The organism is Nocardioides marmoraquaticus (assembly GCF_054777915.1).
Genome location: NZ_BAAHAA010000022.1, coordinates 46884 through 63089 on the forward strand (window position 1 = coordinate 46884; position 16206 = coordinate 63089).

Below are 16206 nucleotides of genomic sequence, written 5' to 3' on the forward strand. Positions count from 1 at the left end.
TGACCATGGACGACAACTACTTGACCCTGGACGACATGTCGGTGATCCGGTCGGCGGGCCTGCGGGGCTTTCGCGAGGTGGTGGCCGAGCTCGGCGGCGACCCGGTCGACCTGGCCCGCCGGGCGCGCCTCGACCCGGCCGCGCTCGGGGCCGACGACGTGCTGGTGCCCGACGTCGCGATGGCGGCCGTGCTCGAGCTCGCCGCGCACGACCTCGGCTGCCCCGACCTGGGCCTGCGGGTCGCGGCCCGCCAGGACCTCTCGTTGCTGGGTCCGCTGGCCCTGGCGATCGAGAACTCCCCCACCGTCGCGGCGGCGCTGGAGTGCACCGAGCGCTACCTGTTCGTGCACGCCCCCGCGATGAGCATCCGCCTGGTGCCCGACCCCGAGGGTGCCGACGGGGTGGCCGCCCTGGAGTACCAGGTCGCGGAGCCCGGCACCCCGGTCCCCCGGCAGGGGGTCGACCTCAGCCTCGGCTCCCTGCACCGGGCGGTCGTGGCCCTCGTCGGCGGTCACTACGGCCTGCGCAGCGTCGACCTGCCCGGGCGCCCGCTCGCACCCGTGGCGACGTACGAGGCGTTCTTCGGGGTCGCCGTGCGCTTCGGGCGGCCGGTGGCGACGCTGCGGCTGCCCGCCGACCTCGGCCGGCTGCCGCTGGCCGGTCGCGACGAGGCCGTGCGCCGCCTGGCCCTCGACTTCCTGGCGCAGCAGCAACCGGCCGACGAGCGCCTGCTCTGGACCTCGCGGGTGCGAGGTGCGCTGGTGCAGCTGCTCGGCACCGGCGCGCCCGACCTGCCGGCGGTGGCCCGGCTGCTCGACCTGCACCCCCGCACCCTCCAGCGCCGGCTGGCCGACGAGGGCTCCCGGTTCGCCGACGTGCTCGACGACGTGCGGCGGGCGGAGGCCGAGCGCTACCTGACGACCACCGACGCCCCGATGGGGCAGATCGCGGGGCTGCTGGGGCTCTCGGAGCAGTCGGCCCTGACCCGGGCCTGCCGTCGGTGGTTCGCGGTCTCACCCCGCGAGGTCAGGCGACGGGGCGCGGGTGGGAAACTGGGGGCATGACCACGCAGCACCAGGGCGAGCAGACGCCCGTCACCGGGACCACCCGCGTCAAGCGCGGCCTCGCCGAGATGCTCAAGGGCGGCGTCATCATGGACGTCGTCACCCCCGAGCAGGCCAAGATCGCCGAGGACGCCGGCGCCGTCGCCGTCATGGCCCTCGAGCGGGTGCCCGCCGACATCCGCGCCCAGGGCGGCGTGGCCCGGATGAGCGACCCCGACATGATCGACGGCATCGTCGAGGCGGTGTCGATCCCCGTGATGGCCAAGGCCCGGATCGGCCACTTCGTCGAGGCGCAGGTGCTGCAGTCGCTGGGCGTCGACTACATCGACGAGTCCGAGGTGCTGACCCCGGCCGACTACGCCCACCACATCGACAAGTGGCAGTTCCAGGTGCCGTTCGTGTGCGGAGCCACCAACCTCGGCGAGGCGCTGCGCCGCCTCACCGAGGGCGCGGCCATGATCCGCTCCAAGGGCGAGGCCGGCACCGGCGACGTCTCCAACGCCACCACCCACATGCGCACGATGCGCGCCGAGATCAACCGGCTGCGCTCGATGTCGACCGACGAGCTGTACGTCGCCGCCAAGGAGCTGCAGGCGCCCTACGACCTCGTCAAGGAGGTCGCCGAGACCGGCACGCTGCCCGTGGTGCTCTTCACCGCCGGCGGCATCGCGACCCCGGCCGACGCCGCGATGATGATGCAGCTCGGCGCCGACGGGGTCTTCGTGGGCTCCGGCATCTTCAAGTCCGGCAACCCCGCCGAGCGGGCCGCGGCCGTCGTCAAGGCGACGACGTTCTTCGACGACCCCGACGTCGTCGCGAAGGTCTCGCGTGGGCTCGGCGAGGCCATGGTCGGCATCAACGTCGCCGACCTGCCCGTCGCCCACCGCCTCGCCGAGCGCGGTTGGTAGCCGCCCCGAGGGTCGGCGTCCTCGCGCTCCAGGGCGCCGTGCGCGAGCACCTGCTCGCGCTCGAGGCGGTCGGCGCGCACGCGGTCGCCGTACGCCGCCCCGACGAGCTCGCCGGGCTCGACGGCCTGGTGCTCCCGGGCGGCGAGTCGACGACGATGGACCGGCTGCTGCGGGTCTTCGAGCTGCACCAGCCCCTGCGCGCCGCCCTGGCCGAGGGGCTGCCGGCGTACGGCTCGTGCGCGGGGATGATCCTGCTCGCCGACCGCATCGTCGACGGCGTCGAGGGCCAGCGCACCCTCGGCGGCCTCGACGTGCTGGTGCGACGCAACGCCTTCGGCCGCCAGCTCGACTCGGGCGAGCGCGCCGTGGAGGTGACGGCGTTCGACGAGCCCCTGCACGCCGTCTTCATCCGGGCCCCGTGGGTCGAGGAGGCCGGGCCGGGCGTCGAGGTGCTCGCCGCCGTCGACGGCCACGCCGTGATGGTGCGGCAGCAGCGGCTGCTGGCGACCGCCTTCCACCCCGAGCTGACCGGTGACCTGCGGGTGCACCGCTACTTCGTCGACGAGGTGGTCTCCCCCGCCTGACCCGCGCCCGGACGCGGGGCCGAGTCGAGCAGCGACGACATCCGGCCCTCCGGGTCGAGCCGCGCGACCAGGCCGTCGGCGATGTCGGCGAGCTGGTCGACCTGCTCGGGGGTGAGCGCGTCGAGCACGTGCTCGCGCACGTGCTCGACGTGGGTGGGGGCGACCTCGACGACGAGGTCCATGCCGGCGTCGGTCAGCCGGGCCCGGGTGACGCGGCGGTCGGCCGGGTCGGTCGAGCGCTCCACCAGCCCGCGCGCCTCGAGCCGTCGTACGACGTGCGACAGGCGGGGCAGCGTCGCGTTGGTGCGGTGCGCCAGCGTCGACATGGTCAGCGTGCGGTCGTCGGTCTCGGAGAGCATCGCGAGCACGAAGTAGTCGTAGTGAGTCAGCTCCGCCGCCCGGCGCAGCTGGGTGTCGAGCGCGCTGGGGAGCAGCTCGGTGACGGCGACCAGGCGCAGCCACGCGGCGCGCTCCCGGTCGTCGAGCCATCGCGGTTCCATGCCCCCATCCTACGCCGAATGGTTGACAGTTGAACTGATCGACCTAGAATGTGCTTGTACCTACAAGTTCTGGAGCGCCGATGCCCGTCTCAGCCGTCCGCCTCAACCACGCTGTCCTCTTCGTCGCCGACGTCGCACGGGCGGTCGCCTTCTACGAGGCCGCGCTCGGCATGGAGGTCGTCACGCAGGTCGGCCCGCCCGCCGCGCCCCAGGCCGCCTTCCTGCGGCTGACCCGCTCGGGCAACCACCACGACCTCGGCCTCTTCGGGGTGGGTGCGCAGCCGCCCCGCCCCCAGGGCTCGATCGGGCTCTACCACCTCGCCTGGCAGGTCGACACCGTCGACGACCTCGTCGAGGTGCGCCGGACCCTCGCCGAGCTGGGCGCCCTGCGGGGCGAGTCCTCCCACGGCGCCACCAAGAGCCTGTACGCCGCCGACCCCGACGGCAACGAGCTCGAGGTGATGTGGATGCTGCCCCGGGAGGCCTGGGGCGAGATGGCCGAGTCGGCCACCACGGAGCGGCTCGACCTCGCCGCCGAGGTCGGTCGGTGGAGCGGCGTGCGCACCGGCGCCGAGCTGGTGCCGCTCGACCCCGCGTGACGCACCTCGCGCCGCGTCCGGTTGGTCGAGCGCGCCCTGTGCCCTAAGGTCGTGCACGCCGAGAGGGAGTAGTCCCCAACGGCCGCATCGACACACTGACGCCGCAGCGACTCCGCGGGTCCGGTGCGGCAGGCCACCGCGAGGTGGCGGACGAGACTCTCGACCAGTAGCCGTGTCCCTGTCGTCACGCGCCTGGTCGAGGGTGCGTCCACGCAGCCGAGACCGGGTGCGGGAGAGAGTCCTTCGTGATCTACGCCTTCCTGCTGTCCACCGCGGTCATCTTCGTCGCCGAGCTCGGCGACAAGTCGCAGCTGATGGCGATGACCTTCGCGACGCGCTACCGCGCCCGCGACGTGCTCGTCGGCATCACCGTCGCCACCGCGATCGTGCACCTCGCCTCCGTCGGCATCGGCTTCTTCATCGGCGACGCGTTCGCCGACTACCAGGGCCCGATCGCGATCGTCGCGGGCCTCGCCTTCCTGGGCTTCGCCGCCTGGACCCTCCGCGGCGACGAGCTCACCGACGCCGAGGCCGACAAGGCACGCAACGCCACCGGCTTCTCGATCGTCGCGGTCGGCACGGCCTTCTTCCTGGCCGAGCTGGGCGACAAGACGATGCTCGCCACCATCACCCTGGCCACCCAGGAGGACTGGTTCGGCGTGTGGATCGGCTCCACCATCGGCATGGTCGCCGCCGACGCGCTCGCCATCGTCGTGGGCGCCGTGCTCGGCAAGAAGCTGCCCGAGAACGTCATCAGGTACGGCGCCGCCGCGCTCTTCGCGCTGTTCGGCGTGCTGCTGGTGCTCGAGGGCGCGGGCGTCCTGGGCTGACGCGGGCGCGTGCGGGACGTCATGCGTCCTGGTCGCTCGGGCGACCGGAGGTGATGACGTCCGGACCTACCAGTCGACCTCGTGGCACTGCTGGGTCGGGCGCGACTCCACCTGCAGGGTGGCGTGCTCGACGTGGTGGTCGGCGCGGAGCACCTCCTGGGCGCGCACCAGCACCGCCTGGGCGTCGGCGCCGTCGGCGACCACGAGGTGGGCGGTGGCGACGTTCATGCCCGACGTCAGCATCCACACGTGCAGGTCGTGCACGTCGGCGACGCCGTCGACGGCCTCGAGGTCGGTGACGACCGAGGCGAGCTCGACCTCCTCGGGCACGTGCTGGCCGAGCACGGCAAGCACCTGTCGTCCGAGCACGACCGCCCGCACCGCGACGAAGGCACCGATGGCCAGGGCGACCACGGTGTCCCAGACCGTGGAGCCCGACACCACGACGAGCAGCCCGGCGGCGATCACCCCGACGCTGCCGGCGGCGTCGGCGACGACCTCGTAGTAGGCGCCCTTGACGTTGATCGACTCGGCGGCGCCGCTGCGCAGCACCAGGATGCTGACGAGGTTGACCAGCAGCCCGAGGCCACCGACGAGGAGCATCAGCCCGGTCTCGACGACGACCGGCTCGCCGATGCGCCCGACCGCCTCCACCACGACGTACGCCGACACCCCGAGCATGATGAGCACCGTCAGCCCGGAGGCGAACACCTCGGCCCGGTAGGAGCCGTAGGAGCGCCGGCCGGTCGTGTCGGGGCGCGTGGCGACGCGGGTCGCCACGAGCGCCGCACCGAGCGCGACGACGTCGGCCGCCATGTGCCCCGCGTCGGAGACCAGCGCGAGCGAGCCCGAGACCAGGCCGGCGACGAGCTCGACGACGAAGAAGACGCCGACCATGCCGAAGGCCAGCACCAGCCGCCACCGGTGCCGGGCACCCGCGTGCCCGTGGGAGTGCCCGTGGGAGTGGCCGTGGGAGTGCCCGTGCCCCGCGCCCATCAGCAGGGATCCTCGGCAGCCGTGGGGCCGCAGACGTCGGGGTCGACGGCGAGCACGACGGCGTGCAGGTCGCCCAGGGCGTGGGCCACCCGGGGGTCGGCCAGCTCGTAGCGCGTGCGCCGCCCCTCCGCGACGGTCACGACGAGGCCGCAGCCGCGCAGGCACGCGAGGTGGTTGCTCATCGACTGCCGGCTGGTGCCGAGGTCGGCGGCGAGGTCGGCCGGGTAGGCCGGGGCCTCGCGGAGCCGCATCAGCACCCGGGCGCGCGTCGGGTCGGACAGGGCGTGCCCGAAGCGGGCGAGGGCGTCGAGCGTGAGCTCGGCCTGGAGCGTCATGCCCGCGAGAGTACAGTCGACGATGTACCGACCGCAGTCTCGGGCGCGGTGTCGGCGCACACAGGAAGGGGACAGCCACGACAGGGTTGGCCCACGGCGAGAGCGGGCATCCTGGAACCATGCCCACCCTCCACGACGTCGTCGACACCGGGCGCCGGGTGCTCCACCCCGCGCCCGAGGCGCCGTGGTGGCACCGAGCGCCGACGTTCGTCGTCGTCGGTGGCGCCTGGACCCTGCTGTACCTCGTGCTGTACGCCGTGCTCCGCGACCCCCTGGGCGCCCAGCTCGCCAACGCCGTCTCGCTCGTGCTGACCACCATCGGCAGCACCGACTCCCACCGCGGTCTCACCTTCGACGTGCAGAGCCGCTCGCGGCTGTTGCACCTCGGCCACCAGGCCCTCGGGCTCGCCCTCCTGGGGGCGGGGCTCGCGATCACCTCCGGGTCCCTGGCCCTGCTGCACGTCGCGGCCCCCGGGGCGTCGACGACGCTCGAGGTGCTGGTCCTGCTCCTCGCCAACGGGATCGCCGGCGCCCTGCGGTTCGGCGTCTTCCACCTGGTCATGCGCGACCTGCCGGCGCACCGCGCGGCCCACCACGGCTCCCACCACTGACCCCACCTGGTGCAGCACGGCCCCACGGGGCACCGTGGAGGCATGAGCCAGACCGCCACCCTGGGTGACCTGTCCGTACGACGCGTCGGCTTCGGCGCCATGCAGCTCGCCGGGCCGGGTGTCTTCGGCCCGCCGAGCGACCCCGACGCGGCCCGGGCGGTGCTGCGGCGGGCGGTCGAGCTCGGCGTCGACCACGTCGACACCGCCCAGTTCTACGGCTCCGACGTCGTCAACGACCTGCTCCGCGAGGCGCTGCACCCCTACCCCGAGGGCCTGCGGCTGGTGACCAAGGTCGGCGCCCGCCGGGACGACCAGGGCGCCTGGCTGCCGGCGGGCTCGCCGGAGGAGCTGCGCGAGCAGGTGCACGCCAACCTCCGATCGCTCGACGTCGAGCAGCTGGCGATGGTCAACCTGCGCCGCTACGAGCTCGACCACCCCGAGGGCGACCAGCACCCCGTCGAGGAGCAGCTCGACGCGCTTGTCGCGCTGCGCGAGGAGGGCCTCGTCGCCCACGTGGGCGTCTCCAACGTCCGGCCCGAGACGGTGCGCCACGCCGTCGAGCACGCCGGCGTGGTCTCGGTGCAGAACCCCTTCAGCATCCTCGACCAGAGCGACCGGCCGACCCTGGAGGTCGCCGCCGACCTCGAGATCGCCTACGTGCCGTTCTTCCCGCTCGGCTCGGCGTTCAACGGCGGGCCGACCGCCCTCGCGGCCGACCCCGAGATCGCGGCGGTGGCCGAGCGTCACGGTGCCACCGCGAGCCAGGTCGCCCTGGCATGGCTGCTGGCGCAGGACGAGCGGCTGCTGCTCATCCCCGGCACCGGCTCCGTCGCGCACCTGGAGGAGAACCTCGCCGCCGGCGACCTCGCCCTCGACGCCGATGACCTGGAGCGACTGGCCCGCGTGCAGCCGGTCCGGGTCGGCCTGTGAGCGCAACCCGAACGAGTGTCAACGCCGTGGGCGCGGTTGTGTCACGGATGGCGCACAAGTGGTCTAGTCACGAATTCCAGAACTGGGCGATTCGTTAGTCCAAAACGGACATCTTGCTCAAACTAGTGTCATAAATCCGGCCAAACACCTCGGAAGATGACACCTCTGATGCCTCGTCCTGCCTCGCCTCGTGCCAGCCGCGTCACCGTCGCCACCGTGGCGACCGGTGTCGTCGGATCGGCCGCGCTCGCCGCCTCCATGGGCGCCACCCTCTCGGGCTTCACCGCCTCCATCACCAACTCCACCAACAACGCGGCCAGCGCCGCCCTCGCCGTCGAGGAGACGTCGGGCAACCTGACCTGCAGGACCTACGACAGCACCAGCACCTGCGCCACGATCAACAAGTACGGCGGCACCGCCACGCCGCTGGTGCCCGGCGGCTCGCAGACGACCACGGTCACCTTCACCAACACCGGGTCGGTCGACGTCGGCACCTCCAACCTGACCCCCGGCGCGTGCTCCGCGGTGAGCACCGGCGTCACCGGTGCCGTCACCCCGTCGGCGACCAACACCGACCCGAGCAACCTCTGCTCGGTCCTGAACGTCGCCGTCTACAAGTCGGCCACGGCCACCGGCACCCCGATCTACAACGGCAGCGCTGCCGGCTTCACCTCCGTCGTCCAGCTGGGGGCGCTGGCCAAGAGCGCCTCGCAGGCCTACACCTTCGTGGTGAGCCTGCCCAGCAGCGCCACGACCGCGGTGCAGGGCCAGCGGGTCAGCCAGCCGCTGGTGTGGAACTTCAGCCAGTAACGCGCCGGACGGACGACTTCCGTGGACGACACGTCGGTGCTGACGAGGGGTCGGGCAGCGCTGCCCGACCCCTCGTCGGCGACGCCGGTCCCGGCGATACGCATCGGCGTCGCGCTGGCGATCGCCGTGAGCGTGGTCGCCGTCCTGGCGGCGGCGCTCTGGTGGCGCTCGGAGGGGGGCCGTTGGTTCGTCGTCGAGACGCCGTCGATGGGCACGGCGATGCCGGTCGGCACCCTCGTCCTGACCTCCCCCACCACGGCCGACGACGTCGGTGCGGGCGACGTCGTGACCTTCCGGGCTCCCGACTCGGGCACCGTCTACACCCACCGGGTCGTCGAGCGGGTCGCGTCGCAGGGCGACGACGCGCGGTTGGTGACCAAGGGCGACGTCAACGACTCCTCCGACTCCGGCAGCATCGGCGACGCGGACCTCGTGGGTCGCGTGGCCTGGTCCGCCCCAGGCCTCGGGTGGCTGGTGAAGGCCGTGCCACTGCTCGTGGTGGGCGGCGCGGCGACCTGGTTGGTCAGCCTGCTGCTCGCCCGCCGTCACCGTCGCGGCACCCGGATGATCGGCGCGAGCGTGACCCTGGCCGTCGTCAACTGGCTGCTCGCCCCCTGGGTCGGCCTCGAGAAGGTCGCCCAGCGCACGCCGGACGACGGTGGCCCCGGTGTGCTCGTCGACGTCATCTCCCTCGGCCTGCTGCCGGTGCGCGCCGAGCAGGTCGACGGGGGCGCGACCGCCCGGCTGCGCGACGGCGAGCTCGCCACCATGCACCTCGCCGACCGGGCGGACGGGGCGTACGCCGTCACCGCCGCCCTCGACCTCGCGTGGTGGGGCTGGGCCGCGCTCGTCGCCGTCTGCCTGGTGCCGATGGCCCTCTCGCTGCTCGTCGGACCGGACCGCGACGGGGACACCAGATGACCCGGGCCAGGCTCGCCGCAGGGATCCTCGCGCTCCTGCTCGGGATGGTCGGCATCGTCGGAGTCCCCACCACGAGCGGCGTGCTCACGGGCAGGATCACCAACACGACGAGCACCGCGGCCACGGGGCTCTACCCGCTCTCCTGCACCGCGGCAGCAACCCGCACCAGCGCCTGGCTCGCCTACCCGTTCGCCGAGACGTCCCGCGGGGTGCTCGGGACGGTGACCGACGTCTCCGGCAACGGCCGCAGCGGGACCTACAGCACGGCCGGGATCACCTACGCGGCGGCCGGGCCGTGCCCGCGCGACGCGTCGCGCGCCATCACCCTCAACGGCAGCACCGGCTCGGCGATCGGCCCGGCCGGCGCCCTCGTCGGCCCGACGACCGGGCCTCAGGTGTTCTCGGTGCAGGTGTGGTTCCGCACGACGACGACAGCCGGCGGCAAGCTCGTCGGCTTCGGCAACGGCACCACCACCGCGGCCGCCTCGACGTCGTACGACCGACACGTCTACCTCACCAACAACGGCCGGCTCGTGGCCGGCGTCTACCCCAACGCCCTGCGGACCGCCACCTCGACGGCGTCCTACAACGACGGCGCCTGGCACCACGTGGTCGCCACCCTCGACACCGTCGGGACGGCCACCGGCGGGCTCCGCCTCTACGTGGACGGCGTGCTCGTGGCGAGCGACGCCACGGCGCCGGGCGCGCAGGTCTACAACGGCTTCTGGCGCTTCGGCGGCGACAACCTCGACACCTGGCCGAACCAGCCCACGAGCCGCTACGTCGCCGGGAGCATCGCCCACGGCGCCGTCTGGACCACCGCCCTGAGCCCCACCCAGGTCGTCGAGCTCTACTACGCCGGCCGCTGACGGGCGGTCCGTCGGGGCGCCGTGGCAGGCTGGGCTGCTCCCCCACCGGAGGTGCCCGATGCCCGAGCGCACGACCCCGTCCCTGCCCGCCGCGAGCGCCCTGACGCTGGAGGAGCAGGTGCGGTTGCTGTCGGGCAGCGACCACTGGCACACCGAGCCGCTGCCGGAGCGCGGCGTACCCGCGGCCATGGTCAGCGACGGCCCGCACGGGCTGCGCGCCCAGCTCGCCGAGGAGGACCACCTCGGGCTCGGCGGCAGCGAGCCGGCCACCTGCTTCCCCACGGCCGTCACCCTCGCGAGCACCTGGGACGAGGCCGTCGTGCGCGAGGTCGGCACCGCGGTGGGCGCGGAGGCGCGCGCCCTGGGGGTCGACGTGGTGCTGGGGCCGGGCCTGAACCTCAAGAGGCACCCGCTGTGCGGCCGCAACTTCGAGTACTTCTCCGAGGACCCGCTGCTCGCCGGGCGCCTGGCGGCGGCCCTCGTCGACGGCATCCAGGACAACGGCGTCGGCGCCTGCGTCAAGCACTTCGCCGTCAACAACCAGGAGGCGCACCGCTTCGTCGTCGACGCGGTGCTCGACGAGCGCACCCTGCGCGAGCTCTACCTCTCGGGCTTCGAGCACGTCGTCACGCACGCCCGGCCGTGGACGGTGATGTCGTCGTACAACCGCGTCGGGGGCGTGCCCGCCTCCGAGCACAGCCGGCTCATCGCCGAGGTGCTCCGCGGCGAGTGGGGCTTCGACGGCCTGGTGATGAGCGACTGGGGCGCCGTGGTCGACCGGGCGGCGGGCGTCGCGGCCGGGATGGACCTCGAGATGCCGGGCGGGGCGTCGCTGCACGACGAGGCGGTCGTCGCCGCGGTGCGCGAGGGACGCCTCGACGCAGCCGCGGTCGAGGCGTCGGCGCAGCGGGTGCTCGACCTGGTGGCCCGCGCGCCGCGGGCCGAGCGACGCGAGCTCCCGGAGGACGAGCACGACGCGGTCGCCCGGCGTGCGGCGGCCGCCGGCACCGTGCTGCTGCGCAACGACGGCACGCTGCCGCTGCGCCCCGACGCGACGGTCGCCCTGGTCGGTGCCTTCGCCGACCAGCCGCGCTACCAGGGCAGCGGCAGCTCGCTGGTCAACTCCCTGCGCGTCAGCACCGCGATGGCCGAGCTGCGCCGTCGCGGGACGCAGGTCACCTACTCCCCCGGCTACCGCGTCGACGACCTCGCCCTCGACGACGAGCTGGTGCGGGTCGCCGTCGACGCCGCGCGCGAGGCCGACGTCGCCGTCGTGCTCGTCGGGCTGCCGCCCGTGATGGAGAGCGAGGGCTTCGACCGCGCCACCCTCGCCCTGCCCGAGCAGCACGACCGGCTCGTCGCCGCCGTGGCCGCGGCCAACCCGCGCACCGTCGTGGCCGTCTCCAGCGGCGGCGCCGTGCAGCTGCCCTGGGCCGACGACGTGGCCGCCGTGCTGGCCAGCCACCTCGGCGGCCAGGCGGGTGGGGCGGCGCTCGTCGACGTGCTGTACGGCGAGGCCGAGCCCGGCGGGCGGCTGGCGGAGACCTGGCCGCGCTCGCTCGACGACGTCGCCTCCGACCCCTTCTTCCCGGGCCGTCCCCGCCAGGTCGAGCACCGCGAGGGCCTCTTCGTCGGCTACCGCCACCACGTCAGCGCCGGCGTGGAGCCGGCGTACCCCTTCGGACACGGCCTCGGCTACACCTCCTTCACCTGGCACGACGTCGCGGTCGACCGCGACTCGGTGCAGCCCGGCGACGACCTCGTGGTCTCGGTGACGGTGACCAACACCGGCACCCGGGAAGGCTCCGACGTCGTGCAGGTCTACGTGCACGACCGCACCGAGGTCGTGCTGCGACCGCGCCGCGAGCTCGGCGGCTTCGCCAAGGTGCACCTCGGTCCCGGCGAGAGCACGCGGGTCGAGGTGCGCGTCCCGGGGCGGGCGCTGGCGTTCTGGGACGTCCGCGAGCACGGCTGGCGCACGCCCTCGGGCCGCTTCGGCCTCGAGGTCGCCCGCTCGAGCGCCGACGTCGTCGAGGCGGTCGACGTCGAGGTCACCGGCGGCGTCACCACGAGCGCGGAGCCCCCGTCGACGCCGGCGGTCGCCACCTCCGAGGCCGACTTCGCGGCCCGCCTCGGCCACCCGGTGCCGACGCCCGCCCCGGTGCGCCCGTTCACCCGCGACTCCACCTTCGAGGAGCTCGCCACCCACCCGGTCGGGGCCGTCGCGGCGCGGGCGCTGTGGCGTGCGAGCGGGATCGAGCGGGCCGAGTCCGACCCGGCCACCAGCGCCTTCCTCAAGCGCGGCTTCGACGAGCTGCCACTGCGGGCCGCCGCCGTGCTCTCCGGCGGCCGCCTCGGCTGGCGCGGCGTCGACCTGCTCCTCGACGCCGTCAACACCCGTCCGGTCCCCGTGGCACGCGAGCTGCTCTCCCGGGCCGCCTCCGGCGCGCTCGGCGTCGTACGACGGGTGACGGGGCGCTAGAGCCGGCCGCGCAGGATCCCGCGCCAGTAGACCCGCGGCAGCACGTAGCGGTCGAACAGCCAGGTGGAGCGCCGCGGCCGGAACAGGTCGACGTACGGCACCGAGCCCTGCCGTGACCCGTCGGCCCCGAACTCGGCGAAGCAGAGCCGGCCACGGGCGACGGTGACCGGGGCGGCGGAGTAGCCGGTGTCCTCGTGCAGCGCCGCGTCGCAGTCGTGGCGGGCGTCGCGGAGGTTGTCGGCCAGGACGGGCGCCTGCTCGCGCAGCGCCGCGCCCGAGTGCAGGTTGAGCGTCGTCGCGCAGTCACCGAGGGCCCAGACGTCACGGAAGGCGCGGTGGCGGAAGGTGCGCGGGTCGTTGTCGACCAGGCCGCCCGGCCCGTCGCCGGCGAGGCCGCTGCGGCGCACGACGTCGGGCGCGCGGTACGGCGGCACCAGGTGCACGAAGGCGACGTCGAAGGCCCGGTCACCCGTGCAGACGCGGCGCCGCGCCACGTCGACCTCGACGTGCCGCACGCCCTCGACGACCTCGACCCCGTAGTCGTCGAGCGCCGCCTGCACGTAGGGGTCCAGCTCACCCACCCCGGTCGGTCGCTCGGCGGTCAGCAGCACCGGCCGCACCGCACCCAGCACGCCGCGTCGACGCCAGTGGTCGCACGCCATCAGCAGCGGCTTCAGCGCCGTCGGACCGCAGGACGTCGGGGGCGGCGGCAGCGTGAAGACCACGGTGCCCTCCTCGAGACCGGCCATCCGCTCCCAGGCCCGCTCGGCGCTCGCCTCGAGGTAGCTCGACGCCGCGAGCCCCGCGTCGTACGCCGCCCGCGACCCCGGCCAGGCGTCCCAGTCGGGCTCGGTGCCGACCGCGACGACGAGGTCGCCGTACGTCACCCGCAGGCCGCTGTCCAGCCGGACCACCCCCGCGCGGGGGTGGATGTCGGCGACCTCCTCGGGCAGCCAGGTCACGCCGCGCGGCACGACCCGGCGCTGCGGCCTCACCAGCGAGCGGCTCGACGCGAGACCGCCCGCGACGTAGCTGAGCAGCGGGCGGTAGCGGTGCTCGCGCCGCGGCTCGACCACGGCCACGTCGTCGACCCCGCGCCTGCGCAGGTGCGCCGCCAGCGACACCCCGGCGTTGCCGCCGCCGAGCACGAGGACGTCGTGGTGCAGCACGGGGTGTGACGGGGGCACGGTGACCCCGATGCCCAGCGGGGTAACGGTCAATCGTGGACGGTCTCGAACGGTTCGTGCTGGCGCAGGAGCAGGCGTACGACGACGCGCTCGGCGAGCTGCGGCGCGGTCGCAAGACCGGGCACTGGATGTGGTTCGTGCTCCCGCAGCTGCGGGGACTCGGCCGCAGCCCGACCGCGCAGCACTTCGGGATCGTCGACCTCGACGAGGCGCGTGCGTACCTCGACCACCCGGTGCTCGGCTCTCGGCTGCGCGAGTGCTGCCAGGCGCTGCTCGACCTCGACGGTGCGGACGCCGAGTCCGTCCTCGGCCCGGTCGACGCTATGAAGCTCCGCTCCTGCGTCACCCTCTTCGCCCGCGCCGACCCCGACGACCCGCTCTTCCCCGCCGTCCTCGACCGCTTCTTCGACGCCACCCCCGACCCCCACACCACCGCCCGCCTCTGACCCCCGGGTGCCGCGGTCTCGAGCTGCCCGCTCCCTGAGACGTGGCGCAGCACGGCTTCCTGCTCCCTCAGGAGGTTGCGCAGCACGGCTCTCTGCTCCCTGAGGAGGTTGCGCAGCACGGCTTTCTGCTCCCTGAGGAGGTTGCGCAGCAACCGTCTCGAAGGGCCCGGCCGTGACAGACGCGCCGACCTCGGGTGCGGGGGTCTCGAGGCCCTCGCCCAGGGGCTCGGGCACCTCGACCACCACTGCCGCCCTACCAACTGCTCCCTGAGGAGGCTGCGCAGCAACCGTCTCGAAGGGCCCGGCCGTGACCCGCCCGCCGACCCTGGGTGCGGAGGTCTCGAGGCCCTCGCCCAGGGGCTCGGGCGCCTCGACCACCACTGCCGCCCCACCCACCTGCTCCCTGAGGAGGTTGCGCAGCAACCGTCTCGAAGGGCCCGGCCGTGACAGACGCGCCGACCTCGGGTGCTGGCCCTCGCCTGAGGGCTCCGGCCCTCGACCGCCACTGCCGCTGCCGGCTGGTCGAGGTGCGAGGAGCGCAAGCGACGAGCCGCGAGACCCAGCAAGGTGCCTAGCACCCTGGGCACCTGCCCGTCCGAATGCTGTCGCTCACCTGTTCGATTGTCAGTCCGTGCCGGTAGACTCCGGTCATGGAGATCGCACCCCTGCGCAGCATCGACGAGGTTGCTGCCGCGCCACACGTCGACGTGCGGGCAGCGATCATCGACGAGCTTCTCACTGCCCGCGCCGACGCCCACGCGGCTGAGGTGCGGCAGGTGTGGATGGCGCTGCAGTGGGCGCTGGCGCATCCGGCCGAGGTCGACGCCGACGGCGTGGTGGCTGACTACGCGGGCTGGGGCGAGCCTGGCCTGCTGGCCACCGACGAGTCGCGGGTGCTCATCCCGATCGCCGGCCCGGGTGCGCCGCTGGTTCACCCCCTCGCCCCGCTCGAGCTCGGTGCGGCGCTGGACCGGTCCCACGACCACGCCCGCCACCTGCTAGGCGACGCCCTCGAGCTCGCCTACCGACTGCCACGGCTGTGGGCGCTCACCCAGGAAGGGCGGGTGCCGGTGTGGCTCGCACGTCAGATCAGCCGGGAGACCCACGACCTGAACTACGACGCCGCGCTGCACGCCGACCGGCTGGTCACCGCTGTGCCCGACAAGATCCACCGCGTCGACGCCGCCCGTCTCGTGCACGAGGCCCGGCTCACCGCTGACCCCGACCGCGCCGTCGCGGACGAGGAAGCAGCCGCCACCCGGCGCGGGGTGTGGCTGCGCCGCGACCACCGCGCCCCCGGGGTGGTCGACGTCAACATGACCCTCGACGCCGACGACGCCGACCTCCTCGACGCCACCGTCTCCCGCATCGCAGCCGACCTCAGGGACCTCGGCGACACCAGCGACCGCGACATCCGGCGGGCGACCGCGGTCGGGATCCTGGCCGACCCGCAGCACGCTCTCGACCTCATGTCGGGCCGCACCACCCACCCTGACCCCGGCACCACCACTGGCGCACCTGGCGACGTCGCCCTCGTCGTCCACCTCACTCCCACCGACCTCACAGCCGAGCACGGCACCTTCCTCGAGGAGACCCGCGGCGCCGTCTCCACACAGCAGCTCGCCGCATGGGTCCGCCGCCGCACCAGCCACGGCGGCCGCGTGCGGGTCCGAGCGGTGACGGCCGGGGGGTCTCGAGACGGTTGCTGCGCAACCTCCTCGACCACCGGACCGACCACCGGGGACGACGTCCGAGCCTGGCTCGCACGGCATGGCATCGACGCACCGGTCATCACCCTCCGGCCCATCGACCTCGGCGGCGACCCGGCCGTCGACACCCACGACCCGACACCGCTCATGCACGAACAGGTCGTGCTCCGCGACGCCCACTGCGTCTTCCCCGGCTGCCACCGCGACTCACGACGCTGCGACCTCGACCACATCGGGGCCTACCAGTCACCCGACGACGGCGGACCACCCGGCCAGACCCACCCGGCCAATCTCGCCCCACTCTGCAGACGCCACCACAACGCCAAGAGGGTCTGCTGCACCATCCGGTGACAGGTTCGGTTAGGCCGCCTGGGTGGCGGTTGGGAGCATGATCAGCTCGTATTCGACCGGGGTCAATCGGTCGA

The 16206-nt window shown here is 73.8% G+C and carries 17 protein-coding genes; 13 read left to right on the plus strand and 4 right to left on the minus strand.

What is annotated here, in order from left to right:
• The first annotated feature begins 35 nt into the window (after window positions 1-35).
• From ACYU8I_RS15190 to pdxT, 3 genes are read left to right on the plus strand one after another with little or no spacing between them, the layout of a single operon-like run.
• Window positions 36-1064: an AraC family transcriptional regulator gene (locus tag ACYU8I_RS15190; RefSeq protein ID WP_460842362.1), complete on the plus strand. Its 1029-nt coding sequence runs from the start codon at window positions 36-38 to the stop codon at window positions 1062-1064.
• On the plus strand, window positions 1061-1972 hold the full coding sequence (gene pdxS, locus ACYU8I_RS15195; protein ID WP_460842364.1) for a pyridoxal 5'-phosphate synthase lyase subunit PdxS: 912 nt from the start codon (window positions 1061-1063) through the stop codon (window positions 1970-1972). Before ACYU8I_RS15190 ends, pdxS begins: the two co-directional genes overlap by 4 nt.
• The gene (gene pdxT, locus ACYU8I_RS15200; protein ID WP_460842367.1) at window positions 1966-2556 is read left to right on the plus strand and encodes a pyridoxal 5'-phosphate synthase glutaminase subunit PdxT; all 591 of its coding nucleotides are present in this window, start codon (window positions 1966-1968) and stop codon (window positions 2554-2556) included. The genes pdxS and pdxT overlap by 7 nt, the downstream gene beginning before the upstream one ends.
• Here the strand turns inward: pdxT and ACYU8I_RS15205 are convergent.
• Entirely contained in the window at window positions 2523-3056 is a 534-nt protein-coding gene (locus ACYU8I_RS15205; protein ID WP_460842369.1) for a MarR family winged helix-turn-helix transcriptional regulator, read from the minus strand. The two genes, pdxT and ACYU8I_RS15205, sit on opposite strands and share 34 nt — an antisense overlap.
• 80 nt (window positions 3057-3136) lie before the next feature.
• Here ACYU8I_RS15205 and ACYU8I_RS15210 point away from each other — a divergent pair, with 80 nt between their 5' ends.
• A complete protein-coding gene (locus ACYU8I_RS15210; protein WP_460842370.1) occupies window positions 3137-3655 on the plus strand; it encodes a VOC family protein in 519 nt (172 codons plus the stop codon).
• 245 nt (window positions 3656-3900) lie between these two features.
• The gene (locus tag ACYU8I_RS15215; RefSeq protein WP_460842372.1) at window positions 3901-4485 is read left to right on the plus strand and encodes a TMEM165/GDT1 family protein; all 585 of its coding nucleotides are present in this window, start codon (window positions 3901-3903) and stop codon (window positions 4483-4485) included.
• Between the two features lie 66 nt (window positions 4486-4551).
• On the opposite strand, the gene ACYU8I_RS15220 is transcribed toward ACYU8I_RS15215, so the two are convergent.
• Together ACYU8I_RS15220 and ACYU8I_RS15225 are read right to left on the minus strand one after the other, a co-directional pair.
• Window positions 4552-5481 (minus strand): cation diffusion facilitator family transporter, encoded by a 930-nt coding sequence (locus ACYU8I_RS15220; RefSeq protein WP_460842374.1) that lies wholly within the window; start codon window positions 5479-5481, stop codon window positions 4552-4554.
• Complete coding sequence (locus tag ACYU8I_RS15225; protein WP_460842376.1) at window positions 5481-5816, minus strand: ArsR/SmtB family transcription factor; 336 nt, start codon at window positions 5814-5816, stop codon at window positions 5481-5483. Before ACYU8I_RS15225 ends, ACYU8I_RS15220 begins: the two co-directional genes overlap by 1 nt.
• A 119-nt stretch (window positions 5817-5935) precedes the next feature.
• Here ACYU8I_RS15225 and ACYU8I_RS15230 point away from each other — a divergent pair, with 119 nt between their 5' ends.
• The 6 genes from ACYU8I_RS15230 (at window position 5936) to ACYU8I_RS15255 (ending at window position 12439) form a co-directional block, all read left to right on the plus strand.
• Window positions 5936-6427 carry a hypothetical protein gene (locus tag ACYU8I_RS15230; RefSeq protein WP_460842378.1) on the plus strand — a complete coding sequence of 164 codons (492 nt, stop codon included), beginning with the start codon at window positions 5936-5938 and terminating at the stop codon, window positions 6425-6427.
• 42 nt (window positions 6428-6469) lie between these two features.
• Window positions 6470-7357, plus strand: a complete 888-nt coding sequence (locus tag ACYU8I_RS15235; protein WP_460842379.1) for an oxidoreductase — start codon at window positions 6470-6472, stop codon at window positions 7355-7357.
• 168 nt (window positions 7358-7525) lie between these two features.
• Window positions 7526-8167 (plus strand): hypothetical protein, encoded by a 642-nt coding sequence (locus ACYU8I_RS15240; protein ID WP_460842381.1) that lies wholly within the window; start codon window positions 7526-7528, stop codon window positions 8165-8167.
• 21 nt (window positions 8168-8188) lie between these two features.
• On the plus strand, window positions 8189-9088 hold the full coding sequence (locus tag ACYU8I_RS15245) for a signal peptidase I (protein ID WP_460842383.1): 900 nt from the start codon (window positions 8189-8191) through the stop codon (window positions 9086-9088).
• The gene (locus tag ACYU8I_RS15250; protein ID WP_460842386.1) at window positions 9085-9957 is read left to right on the plus strand and encodes a LamG domain-containing protein; all 873 of its coding nucleotides are present in this window, start codon (window positions 9085-9087) and stop codon (window positions 9955-9957) included. Before ACYU8I_RS15245 ends, ACYU8I_RS15250 begins: the two co-directional genes overlap by 4 nt.
• A 58-nt stretch (window positions 9958-10015) precedes the next feature.
• A complete protein-coding gene (locus tag ACYU8I_RS15255; RefSeq protein WP_460842388.1) occupies window positions 10016-12439 on the plus strand; it encodes a glycoside hydrolase family 3 C-terminal domain-containing protein in 2424 nt (807 codons plus the stop codon).
• Here ACYU8I_RS15255 and ACYU8I_RS15260 read toward each other — a convergent pair.
• Entirely contained in the window at window positions 12436-13659 is a 1224-nt protein-coding gene (locus ACYU8I_RS15260) for an NAD(P)/FAD-dependent oxidoreductase (RefSeq protein ID WP_460842390.1), read from the minus strand. The genes ACYU8I_RS15255 and ACYU8I_RS15260 overlap by 4 nt on opposite strands.
• A gap of 2 nt (window positions 13660-13661) precedes the next feature.
• On the opposite strand from ACYU8I_RS15260, the gene ACYU8I_RS15265 reads away from it, so the two are divergent.
• On the plus strand, window positions 13662-14072 hold the full coding sequence (locus ACYU8I_RS15265; RefSeq protein ID WP_460842392.1) for a DUF1810 domain-containing protein: 411 nt from the start codon (window positions 13662-13664) through the stop codon (window positions 14070-14072).
• A gap of 650 nt (window positions 14073-14722) precedes the next feature.
• Window positions 14723-16132, plus strand: coding sequence for an HNH endonuclease signature motif containing protein (locus tag ACYU8I_RS15270; RefSeq protein ID WP_460842395.1), 1410 nt, complete (start codon window positions 14723-14725; stop codon window positions 16130-16132).
• Window positions 16133-16206 lie beyond the last annotated feature (74 nt).

Excerpts from the sequence above, each read along its gene's own strand:
- ACYU8I_RS15250 (WP_460842386.1), top strand. The coding sequence starts at position 9,085 with ATGACCCGGGCCAGGCTCGCCGCAGGGATCCTCGCGCTCCTGCTCGGG.
- ACYU8I_RS15220 (WP_460842374.1), bottom strand. The coding sequence starts at position 5,481 with ATGGGCGCGGGGCACGGGCACTCCCACGGCCACTCCCACGGGCACTCC.
- pdxS (WP_460842364.1), top strand. The coding sequence starts at position 1,061 with ATGACCACGCAGCACCAGGGCGAGCAGACGCCCGTCACCGGGACCACC.
- ACYU8I_RS15210 (WP_460842370.1), top strand. The coding sequence starts at position 3,137 with ATGCCCGTCTCAGCCGTCCGCCTCAACCACGCTGTCCTCTTCGTCGCC.
- ACYU8I_RS15240 (WP_460842381.1), top strand. The coding sequence starts at position 7,526 with ATGCCTCGTCCTGCCTCGCCTCGTGCCAGCCGCGTCACCGTCGCCACC.
- ACYU8I_RS15235 (WP_460842379.1), top strand. The coding sequence starts at position 6,470 with ATGAGCCAGACCGCCACCCTGGGTGACCTGTCCGTACGACGCGTCGGC.
- ACYU8I_RS15190 (WP_460842362.1), top strand. The coding sequence starts at position 36 with ATGTCGGTGATCCGGTCGGCGGGCCTGCGGGGCTTTCGCGAGGTGGTG.
- ACYU8I_RS15205 (WP_460842369.1), bottom strand. The coding sequence starts at position 3,056 with ATGGAACCGCGATGGCTCGACGACCGGGAGCGCGCCGCGTGGCTGCGC.
- ACYU8I_RS15270 (WP_460842395.1), top strand. The coding sequence starts at position 14,723 with ATGGAGATCGCACCCCTGCGCAGCATCGACGAGGTTGCTGCCGCGCCA.
- ACYU8I_RS15255 (WP_460842388.1), top strand. The coding sequence starts at position 10,016 with ATGCCCGAGCGCACGACCCCGTCCCTGCCCGCCGCGAGCGCCCTGACG.
- ACYU8I_RS15230 (WP_460842378.1), top strand. The coding sequence starts at position 5,936 with ATGCCCACCCTCCACGACGTCGTCGACACCGGGCGCCGGGTGCTCCAC.
- ACYU8I_RS15225 (WP_460842376.1), bottom strand. The coding sequence starts at position 5,816 with ATGACGCTCCAGGCCGAGCTCACGCTCGACGCCCTCGCCCGCTTCGGG.